Raw genomic sequence first — 10,784 nt, 5'->3', positions numbered from 1 at the left:
TTGATCATAAGTTTTTTTCTTACCCATAAGGACACCTCCATCTTACTTTTATTATACTAGCTTTGATGTGTGTCCATCAAATTGGGTAAAGGTCAATGATACCAATGACAAGCATATTACCACTCGAGCAAACTTAATCACAAGTATAAATATTTTTTAAATTTTAATACTATAAAGAAGCTCGTATACAAGTGGAGGGGAAAGTATGTTATATATAATCATGTTAGTTGCTATCTCCGTTTGGATGATTCTGTTAATTCTCACAAAGAAACTTTCCTGGCATTCTATTGTAGCTGGGTATGCGATCGGTGTCTTCTTTGCAGATATTTTTGAAGTTTCATTAAACCTGCTACTGAATCTGTATAAGTTTCCAACCCACTTATCAACAAATCCTATCTATGAAAATGAAATAGGCATTATATTCGCAGATACACTAATTTTACCCTTTACTATAATTATATTCCTTCATTACACAAAGAAAGATCATCCCTGGAGAGCAACGCTTCCATTCGCAATATTATTTATAATCTTAGAATATTTCTTCGTAAAATTAGGATATATAAAGTATATTCATTGGAGCTTGGCTTATTCTGCCTTACTCTATATAGCTTCTATCCGCTTTTTTGCATATTTAGCCCCATACATCAAAGATTACAATCCTCCTATTCCATACCCTGTTCTACTGCTTAGTTTCTCACATACTATAATCATGTGGGTCGGTGCTACGTTCGCATTACCTATATTCAAGATGTATCAATTCAGACCGAATGTCTTCAAGGATATAATGGCTGACTGCCGTTTTACAGATCTGCTTTCTGGAGACGTGTTAGCTGTAATCTGTGCAATATTGGTTCCAAAAATACCCAATCGCCTAAAGCTGCTATTTTTCACCATTACTGCTTTCATTGGCGTGGCTTTCGCATTATATGCTTACTATGGTGGATGGCTAATCTACCATCGTTGGAATCATCTTCTTATGATGCTGAGATATTTTGTGCCCATATACTTGATTATGTTGTACGATCGTTGGGAATCGGCTTACCGAATACATAAGTTGACTTAGATTAAAAATTGACGGTCAATAGTATTTACATGAAACTAGTCTAATATTTTAGTTATGTTATAGAATAATGTTGACTTTACAAATTAAATAAATATTGCGGCACAACCGTAGGGACGTGCATTGCACGTCCCTTATGCTGGGCTACGACCCTATTCTTTGACGTCCAATGGGCGCCCCTAGTGAACCTACTGAACCAGTCTTATGTTCCATTATTCTGCAATAACGAAGTAATTTCATTATGCAGAATATAGGTATTCTTTGTACATAAACGAAACAATATAATTTTCAACTCTATTCTTAAACAAATCCTATTTTTTCAATAAAAATTTCCATTCCGTCTGATAACCATAGTTAATTATCAAATAATCGACACTGTATTATATGTCTTGTTATTTTCTTAATGATATGATAGTATATTACACCTGAAAATCGATTGAATATATATGCTCATCTTTATAGAGAGTCCATACGGGAGGATTATTATGAGCAATGATATGACGAAAGGTAGTGTTTTTAAAATATTGCTTTCTTTTACAATCCCACTTATTTTAACGGGATTGTTGCAACAATTATATTACATTACTGATTCGATGATCGTTGGAAACTTCATTGGTGAAGCAGCATTGGCAGCGGTTGGAGTCTCTTCTCCTGTCTTAAATGTGTTCATCTTTATTGTCACAGGTCTGGTTTCTGGATATACCATTCTTATTTCTCAGTACTATGGAGCAAAAGAATATAAAAAGATATCAAAGCTATCAAGCACATTTTTCATATTTATCATGTTTTCCGCCTTTGTAATATCTATAGCTGGATTCATTTTTAGAGAAAACATTTTAAACTTATTGCATACACCAATTGAGGTTTTACAGCAGTCCAGTAAATACTTGTCCATTGTTTTTATTGGTGTTCCTGCCTTAGTTCTTTATAATCTCTGCAGTTCATTGCTTCGCGGTATTGGAGATAGCAAAACACCTCTATATGCTATTATACTTTCAACCGCAATTAACATCATTTTAGATTTAGTATTTGTAAAATTATTTTTTTGGGGTATTAAAGGTGTAGCTATTGCCACAGTCATTGCTCAAATCATTTCAAGCGTATTTCTTCTTATCAGTATTTATAAGAAGCATCCTATGTTCAGAATTTCTTTCCTGAAAAATTCTATAGATCTTACTCTGTTTTTTGATAGTATGAAATTGGGCGCACCAAAAATGATTCAATCCAGCATTGCTTCTGTCGGTTCTTTACTTTTGCAGAATGTTATGAACACGTTTGGCATTGAAGTGGTGACCGCAATTACAACTGCTTATAAAATTGATACTTTAACAATATTACCAATTATCAATATTTCAATAGCTATTTCAATTTTTGTTGGTCAAAATATTGGTGCAAATAATATGGCACGAGCTAAAGAAGGTTTAAGAAAAGGAATTTTTATTTCCTTAATCGTATCTATTGTTATCACTACAATCGTTGTATTGGCGGGTAAGGGATTTATGAAATCCTTTGGCGTTTCCGACGCTGTGGCCGCTATTGGCCAACGATTTTTCCGTACCTGTGCTATATTTTATCCTATATTAGCTCTAGAAAATGCATATGCTGCATTTTTACAAGGAAATAAAGACGTTGTTTTCACTTCCATAAGCAATATACTCTCACTTGCTCTCAGAGTACTTTTATCCTATACGCTGGCTGGCATACTTGGTTCAGACGTAATAGCTTTAAGTGAAATTTGCTCTTGGGTTTTGGGAGCTATTCTTTGTTTTTCCCGATACAAAAGCAACAGTTGGCAAAAATTAAATTCGAAATCCATTAGTACTGCAACTGAATAATACAATATCTTTCTGTAGTGAGTAAAAATAACACCATACATTTGATAAAACTACTTAGTAAATTCTAAGTAGTTTTTTTATACGTATCCTCTTATGCCATCATAAAGTAGCAGGCAGACAAGTGCCTATCTCTTCGCACGTAATCAAATGGAAGTGTGTTAGGATACCATATCAGACGAAAGTGCATATAATATATACATAGATTTTTTTGAGTGGAGGTATATAAAATGAGACAGTTCTTTAATCCTTATCATTTGCCAACTGCTTTTCCACCTCAGCATCAACCCCAACAACCAGGTATTGAAGCTATAATGGTTCCGAAACCCATTTCTGAATCCCCATCGCCGGAGAAGCCGGGAGGAAAACTATTGAACAAGGTAGCAGTTATAACAGGTGGAGATAGTGGAATCGGCAGGGCTGTTGCTTATTCCTTTGCAAAAGAAGGAGCGGATATTGTCATCGTTTAATTAAATGAACATTTTGATGCAGCCGAAACAAGGTCTAGAATAAAGCAATTGGGTAGAAGGTGTATCACTATTGCCGCCGATATCCGTTTCGAGAAAAACTGCCAGTTCATTGTCGAACAGACTATTCGTAGTTTCGGGAAATTAGATATACTAGTAAATAACGCTGCTGTGCTTTTTCAAAGTAACCAATTAGAAAACATAACAAGAAACCAATTGGAACTGACCTTTGGTGTAAATGTGTTTTCATGTTTTTATTTAACTAAGGCTGCTTTACATTATATGAAACCAGGTGGCTCAATTATTAACACTTCATCCATAGCTGCTTTTAAGCCATATGGACTTGCTGTTGATTATGAAGCCTCAAAAGGTGCTATTGTTGCATTTACCGGGTCTTTATCCAGAACTTTGCTTTCGCGAGGTATTCGTGTAAATTGTATAGCCCCTGGTGAAACTAGGACACCTTTAATTCCTGCAGCCTTTACTCCTGAGATTGTCGCCTCATGGGGTACCCAGACTCCTATGGGAAGAGCCGCTCAGCCCTTTGAGATTGCACCGGGCTTTGTGTTTTTAGCCTCGGATGATTCAAGTTATATTACAGGTCAAACACTTCGCATATATGCTCAGTAGATTAAAATTCATTATGAAAAATAGGTATTCTTTTTGAATACATAAGATATGCAAGCGCCCAACCCAAATTATGGACCAATCCACCTATTACAGGATTAATAAGATCGATTGCCGCAAGAAGAAAAGTGACAGAGTTAATTCCAGTGAATATCTGACAATGTTAAAGGAAAAAATAGTACTTGTTAATACAAATTTTTATTAATACTTTATTTGTATTAAATATTACAAATTAAACTTTTAGGGGTATTTTATGTCCAATCTATTTTGGTATATTCTTTTAGCTATCATCGGCGTAGTAATTACCACCTATACTCTATATATGAAAAAAGACATTTATAAGGTTTCTACCCTAATGGTGTTTTTTTTATTCGCAGCAGGCGGCACATGGATTGGAGAATTTATCGTACTTGGCCTTTTTAATTCTTACGCATATAAAACCGGTGTGTTTACGGATCCTTGGGCTCAAAACTTACTAGGGCACCTAATACTCAATACGACCCTCTATCCAGCAGTAGCAATCGTGATGGTGGCTTATTCTCTGGGGTATGGTTGGATTTCCTTTGTCACAGCCTTGTTCGCCATTTTAGAGTATCTGTTTATCAAAATAGGAATATATGAGCACCATTGGTGGAAATACTATATGACAGCCATTGCAATTGTCATCTTTTTGCTTATCTGCAGATACTGGTTTTCTAAAATGAATCAGAAACCCCATGGCCTAACAAGAGCATTTATATTCTACTTTGTAGCAATGGTCATCGTACACATTCCCGCTCCTATACTACTGCTTCTAGGGAAAGTACACTATCAGATAGATTTTGTTAACAATTATTGGGATAACTTTTATTTATCCAGTACCATCATTATATTTTTTTACCATTTGATTGAAACTTTCTTATTGGTAATATTCGTATGTATCCTTAAAAATAAGATTTGGAAGTTGGCGCCATTTATCCTTTCTATTGTAGCTCAAAGCGTATTTGCTAAGATGAACATCTTGGTTTTAGATGCCGGATGGAACTTGGTTTACACAATACTTATCTATGAAATATTTATTCTAATATTCATTCTGCTAGAAAAATACAGTTTAAGATCAAAATTAAATATATTTGAATAAAATTAACATGCGATATTCTTTTGAAATAGCATTTACTATTGTATAATAAATATGATATAGAGTTTTATTCACTCATATCGCTAGGGGTATCTGCTCCACAGGCTATTATACTAATATACAAATGAGTCGCATCAAGAATTCATAAATAAAATTTCAAAAGAGAGGCTTATAGGATGAATATTTATATAGCATTCTTACGAGGGATTAATGTAGGCGGAAGAAATGTAATCAAAATGGCTGATTTAAAGCAAACGTTTGAAGCAATCGGTCTTGGCCGGGTGCAAACGTACATACAAAGTGGTAATGTTCTATTTGAATCAAACGAGGATGAAGAATCACTTACCCTGAAAATTGAACAGAAAATTGTTGAAGATTACGGATTATCAATTACAGTTGTTTTGAGAACGGCGGAGGAGTTAGAGCGTATTGTACAAAATTGCCCGTTCTCAAAGGAACAAGTATTAGAAGCGGAATCGTTATCACAAGTAGAGAGCTTATATGTTTCGCTGATGGCTCAAATCCCTTCAAAAGAGAAAGTTGAACAATTAAGCGTTTATGAAAGTCAAGAAGATATGTACAAAATCAAAGGTCGAGATATTTATCTTTTATTCCGTCATAGCATTCGTAATTCTAAACTTGCTAACAATCTTCAGAAGCTAGATGTGCCTGCTACCGTACGAAACTGGAAAACACTAAGCAAGCTCTCCATGTTAGCGAAGACCATAAAGCATTGATTTCAAAACCCATAAACTATATTCGATCTACCAGCGTGCCAGAAACTGGCACGCTACTTTTTTCTAAAACAATGTAATAATTCATGTCATAATGTGACTAATTATATGAAAGGAGGATTCAAATGAAGCAAATAGAGAAACTATATTTAAAATATAAGCAAGAGATATATAATTATTTGTTGAGTATTACCCATAATCCTACCCTTTCAGAAGATTTACTCTCAGAGACATTTGTAAAGGCAATCTACTCTATTACCAATTTCAAGGGTAATTCATCCATTAAAACATGGCTATTTGGCATTGCTCGCCATTTATGGCTTCAAAATTTACGTAAAGACAAACCCTCTGTGGAATATAGCGACCTTTTAGAACTATATGTTACGGACAGTACGATGGATATCTTTATTACAAAACAAATAGGCGATAGAGTATGGGAGCTTCTAAAAACAAAAGATGAGCAAACACAAAAAATAGTTAGCATGCGTATAAACGGGATAAGTTACTATGAAATATCAGAAAAAATAAGTATTTCTGAGAACTCAGCAAGAGTAATAGATTTTAGAACGAAAAAGTGGCTTAAGTCTATTTTGAAAAAGGAGGAATTAATTTGAACATATCCTGCGATGTTATTTTGGATTTAATACCACTTGTGAAGGATCATGTGGCAAGTAAGGATAGTACGAAATTAGTCTCTGAGCATCTGAAAAACTGTGAAAGCTGTAAACATGAGTTTGAAAATTACACTTTGCCAATAGGAACAGAAATTGACGATAAAAGAATTCTATCTTCAATCAAGAAAAAACTGTTTTTTATCACATCAGCATTATTATTTATAGGAGCTTTTATCGGGATGGTATTAAATAAAAATTCGTCTTCAAGCTTTATGCCATCAATTATTATGGTTTTGAGCATTATTTTTATAGGCGTACTAATATTTAAATTTGATTTGAAAGGAGATAACCGCATGAGCAGATTTTTTATAGGAAAAGCTATTGGCACAATTATTGTGTTTGCTATATTGGGAATTTATTTGCTGCTTAAATATGTGTTGCATCTTTTTTAATTAAAAACCCTTGAGCAACTATTTGTATGTGTAATCTTAAAATAAATGAAATGATATTCTAGTTAAAAACCCCTATCGGCAAAATAGGGGTTTTTCATCTACCTGCATGAAATAATACACTTCATTATATTTACTCTTATGAGCAAACAGACTTTTATTTAAAATGAGAAATTGTGCCAAAATTAGGCCTTCTCACCGTTCCTATACTCACTTAGCTTTTCATTAAGCTGTTTTGCCTGTGTTTGGCCATCAATATACATCATTGCATGGACCAATCCTTTTACAGCAAGAATCACAATAATATAGATTATTAAAAGATTTTTATCAGTAACTCTACCAGGACTAAATAAGAATAACCATAATACGATCATCACGTCTGCCAGTGTAGAAGAAATAGAAAAGCAAATCAGTTGCGCTTTTTTTCCTAACTCATATTTTGTTGCAAAAGCGTACTTATAAAATGTATATGCCGAAGCCCCTAATATAATTTGCCATAGCAGTGAAGCTTTCATTGTTTCTACGGAATACATCTCCATAAATATTGTTACAATGATCATCAAACATCCGCAAGCTACAAAAAAATCCTTCAAAAAATGCTCCAAATATTTTCTCATTTTCATGATACAGCCTCCCTATAATCCTAATTTTTTTTTGAGTACAGGAACATATTGTCTTGAAATAAATACTTTTTCTCCATTCTGTAGCAGAGCTTCAAACCTTCCATAGAAAATGGGGCTTACAGATTCTATTTTTGAGATATTGAGAATTGTTGATTTTGATGCCCTAAAAAAGTCTCCATTCTCATATTCCGCCTCAATCTCATAGAGTTTAAGCTTTGATTGATAAACCATCTTTTGGCAATAAATAAATACTTTATTGTCTACTGATTCAAAATAAAAAACATCTTTAGGATTGATAATGTGCATTTGTGAATCTGAAATCCCAATAAGTTTTTTGGAAGCCGATTTAATAGAATAAATGAGCTGCAATAATGCGTCATCAGGTTCATTGCATTTTATTATTATTTCAGGCTCGCTTCCAACAGGGATATTCTCAATCGTAATTTTCATCTTGGCTCCCCCCTTCTTTCAATTATAGTATATGTCAGCAATTTTCTGAATTCAACAGCCCCATTAGCAAGCTGCAGCCGTTGTGATGTAACCTGCAGTATCTGAGGGATATGCTTTTCTATACCCACCTATTTCAGAACAACAGGGTCTAATGACAGTCCTCAATAAATAAAGAAGATACTGTAATCCATGGATTACAGTATCTTCTTTATTTTAGAAAGCCTCTCCTCATTTTTTTCTTATACCTGGAACAATAATTCTCCATAGGTAGGCATTGGCCATAGTGCTTCATCTACTAATGTTTCAATATAATCTCCAACTTTTCTCAACTCACCCATAGCTGGAAATACAGATTCTCTATAGAATGTAGCTTGTGTCAGTGCACCACCTTCCACATCAGCTGCTTCTTCAGTTACTTTTTCTAATGCAGATGACTTCGCCTTGAAAGAAGCTAACGTTGAAGAAACTTCTGCGAGTAAATCCCCTTGTACAGTTACGTCTGCACCAGCCGCAGCTGCTTTAATTGTATTGATAGAAGCTGCCAACTCCGTAGCAAACTTAATTACAGCTGGGATAATTTGACGTTTCCCCATTTCTATCATGGTTCTTGCCTCAATATTGATTTGTTTTGAATATTCTTCTAATAGGATTTCATATCTAGAGTGTAATTCTACTTCACTCAATACACCATGTCTGGCGTATAAGGAAATTGCTTTTTCAGTAATGATGGCTGGAATCGCCTCTACTGTAGAACGAATATTTGGTAAACCTCTTGTTGCTGCTTCTTCAACCCAGTCTTCAGAATACCCATTCCCATTGAAGATAACTCTTCTATGTTGTTTTACAATGTCTTGTAACAATTGTTGTACAGCTCCATTGAAATCCGCTGCTTTTTCTAATTGATCTGCAATTTCGGATAATACATCAGCAACAATGGTATTTAGCACAACATTTGGTCCTGAAATAGATGCAGAGGATGGAACCATTCTAAATTCAAATTTGTTTCCAGTAAATGCAAATGGAGATGTTCTATTACGGTCTGTTGCATCTTTTGGAAGAGCTGGTAGCGTAGAAACACCAATTGTCAACATGCCACCCTGTTTGGAAGAAGTTGCAGGGCCTTTTTCAATTTGTTCTAAAATATCCGTTAATTGTTCCCCAAGAAATATAGAAATGATTGCTGGCGGTGCTTCATTTGCTCCCAAGCGATGGTCATTTCCTGTATTGGCTGCAGAAAGACGAAGTAAATCCGCATGCACATCTACCGCCTTGATGATTGCTGCTAAGAATACCAAGAACTGTGCATTTTCGTGGGGCGTTGTTCCTGGTTCTAATAAATTCATACCATCATCAGTACTCATAGACCAGTTATTATGTTTTCCAGATCCATTCACACCTGCGAACGGCTTTTCATGCAATAGACATACTAAACCATGACGATTTGCTACCTTTTTCATCGTGTCCATAATCAACTGATTGTGATCTGTAGCAATGTTTGTAGAAGAAAAAATTGGCGCTAACTCATGTTGTGCAGGAGCAACTTCGTTATGTCTTGTTTTTGCAGCAACGCCTAATTTCCATAATTCTGCGTCTAACTCTTTCATATATGCTGCAACTCTTTCTTTTAAACTTCCGAAATAATGGTCTTCTAATTCCTGTCCTTTTGGAGGCATCGCTCCGAATAATGTCCTTCCAGTATATACTAAGTCCTTACGTTTCTTAAAGAATTCTTTATCTATTAAGAAATACTCTTGTTCTGCACCTACAGTTGTAATTACTTTTTGTGATGTTTCATTTCCAAACAATCTTAATACACGAAGGGCTTGTTTAGAAATAGCTTCCATAGAACGTAACAGTGGCGTCTTCCTATCCAACGCTTCTCCTGTATAGGAACAAAATGCAGTTGGGATACAGAGGGTATCTTCTTTTATGAAGGCTGGGGAAGTACAATCCCAAGCAGTATAACCTCTTGCTTCGAAAGTTGCACGGATTCCTCCAGATGGGAAAGAAGATGCATCCGGTTCTCCTTTAATCAACTCTTTACCAGAGAACTCCATAATTACTTTTCCATCTGGTGTTGGAGAAATAAAAGAATCATGCTTTTCAGCAGTAAAACCTGTCATTGGTTGGAACCAATGGGTAAAGTGAGTTGCACCTTTCTCAATAGCCCAATCTTTCATTGCATTTGCTACAACTTCTGCTACTGCAGGGTCTAATTCCACTCCTAGATCAATTGTTTTACGCAATGCTTTGTACGTGTTTTTAGGTAGGCGCTGTCTCATAACTGCATCATTAAATACATTTGCGCCAAAGATTTCGCTTAACGGTTGATTTGTAAAGTTTATTTCAAGTCCCCCTTGTATAATAATATTTTAAAATATAATAAGCCAAATAAAAAAATTCGGATGCTGCTATCGCATCTCCTCATGTCGCCAACGAAATTTCTTCGAGCAAGGCTCTTGAAATTTCCGTTGCTCAAATTGCTTCAAAGTTCTGATTCAAGTTATGCATAGAACTCCTGGCCATATAATTTCCTGCTAGATATAAAAAAGGCGTCCTCAAATAAACTTGAGAACGCCATTGCTCACAATACTCCAATAGTAATTTTTACAAGTAGTAAAATACTCATTAATTAGGACGCCTTTGCCCTTATTATTTACTACTAACCTATCAGTATTTAATTTTAATTCACTAATTTTTTAAATTATTTATTACATATTCTACTACATGCCTTCACAATTTGCAATACTTAATTTAATTCTTAAGAATAATCCATAACCTAGTGAGTTCATTTATTATTATATGCTCCTA

At 34.8% G+C, this 10,784-nt stretch carries 9 protein-coding genes and 1 pseudogene; 7 read left to right on the top strand and 3 right to left on the bottom strand.

Annotated elements, in window-relative coordinates; genetic code table 11:
* Positions 1-205: 205 nt before the first annotated feature.
* The 7 genes and pseudogenes from HNQ80_RS21930 to HNQ80_RS21900 all read left to right on the top strand — a co-directional run bounded on the left by HNQ80_RS21930 (position 206) and on the right by HNQ80_RS21900 (position 6,903).
* Positions 206-1,063: a hypothetical protein gene (locus HNQ80_RS21930; protein WP_184312821.1), complete on the top strand. Its 858-nt coding sequence runs from the start codon at positions 206-208 to the stop codon at positions 1,061-1,063.
* A 482-nt stretch (positions 1,064-1,545) separates the two neighbouring features.
* Positions 1,546-2,895: an MATE family efflux transporter gene (locus tag HNQ80_RS21925; RefSeq protein ID WP_184312820.1), complete on the top strand. Its 1,350-nt coding sequence runs from the start codon at positions 1,546-1,548 to the stop codon at positions 2,893-2,895.
* Positions 2,896-3,122: 227 nt separating this feature from the next.
* Positions 3,123-3,989: pseudogene (locus HNQ80_RS21920) on the top strand (SDR family oxidoreductase).
* Between the two features lie 250 nt (positions 3,990-4,239).
* On the top strand, positions 4,240-5,106 hold the full coding sequence (locus HNQ80_RS21915; protein ID WP_184312819.1) for a hypothetical protein: 867 nt from the start codon (positions 4,240-4,242) through the stop codon (positions 5,104-5,106).
* Between the two features lie 173 nt (positions 5,107-5,279).
* The gene (locus HNQ80_RS21910; RefSeq protein WP_184312818.1) at positions 5,280-5,840 is read left to right on the top strand and encodes a DUF1697 domain-containing protein; all 561 of its coding nucleotides are present in this window, start codon (positions 5,280-5,282) and stop codon (positions 5,838-5,840) included.
* A gap of 122 nt (positions 5,841-5,962) precedes the next feature.
* A complete protein-coding gene (locus HNQ80_RS21905; RefSeq protein ID WP_184312817.1) occupies positions 5,963-6,451 on the top strand; it encodes an RNA polymerase sigma factor in 489 nt (162 codons plus the stop codon).
* Positions 6,448-6,903: a zf-HC2 domain-containing protein gene (locus HNQ80_RS21900; protein ID WP_184312816.1), complete on the top strand. Its 456-nt coding sequence runs from the start codon at positions 6,448-6,450 to the stop codon at positions 6,901-6,903. Before HNQ80_RS21905 ends, HNQ80_RS21900 begins: the two co-directional genes overlap by 4 nt.
* A 182-nt stretch (positions 6,904-7,085) precedes the next feature.
* Here the strand turns inward: HNQ80_RS21900 and HNQ80_RS21895 are convergent, their stop codons facing one another.
* The 3 genes from HNQ80_RS21895 to HNQ80_RS21885 all read right to left on the bottom strand — a co-directional run bounded on the left by HNQ80_RS21895 (position 7,086) and on the right by HNQ80_RS21885 (position 10,288).
* The gene (locus HNQ80_RS21895) at positions 7,086-7,523 is read right to left on the bottom strand and encodes a DUF3021 domain-containing protein (protein WP_184312815.1); all 438 of its coding nucleotides are present in this window, start codon (positions 7,521-7,523) and stop codon (positions 7,086-7,088) included.
* 12 nt (positions 7,524-7,535) lie between these two features.
* On the bottom strand, positions 7,536-7,973 hold the full coding sequence (locus HNQ80_RS21890) for a LytTR family DNA-binding domain-containing protein (protein WP_184312814.1): 438 nt from the start codon (positions 7,971-7,973) through the stop codon (positions 7,536-7,538).
* A gap of 239 nt (positions 7,974-8,212) precedes the next feature.
* The gene (locus HNQ80_RS21885) at positions 8,213-10,288 is read right to left on the bottom strand and encodes a glutamine synthetase III (protein WP_330602991.1); all 2,076 of its coding nucleotides are present in this window, start codon (positions 10,286-10,288) and stop codon (positions 8,213-8,215) included.
* Between the last annotated feature and the right edge of the window lie 496 nt (positions 10,289-10,784).

Origin of the sequence: Anaerosolibacter carboniphilus (assembly GCF_014205875.1) — a bacterium.
In the GTDB taxonomy this organism is placed as follows: Bacteria; Bacillota; Clostridia; order Peptostreptococcales; family Thermotaleaceae; genus Anaerosolibacter; species Anaerosolibacter carboniphilus.
This window is presented reverse-complemented; position numbering and strand designations above follow the sequence as displayed.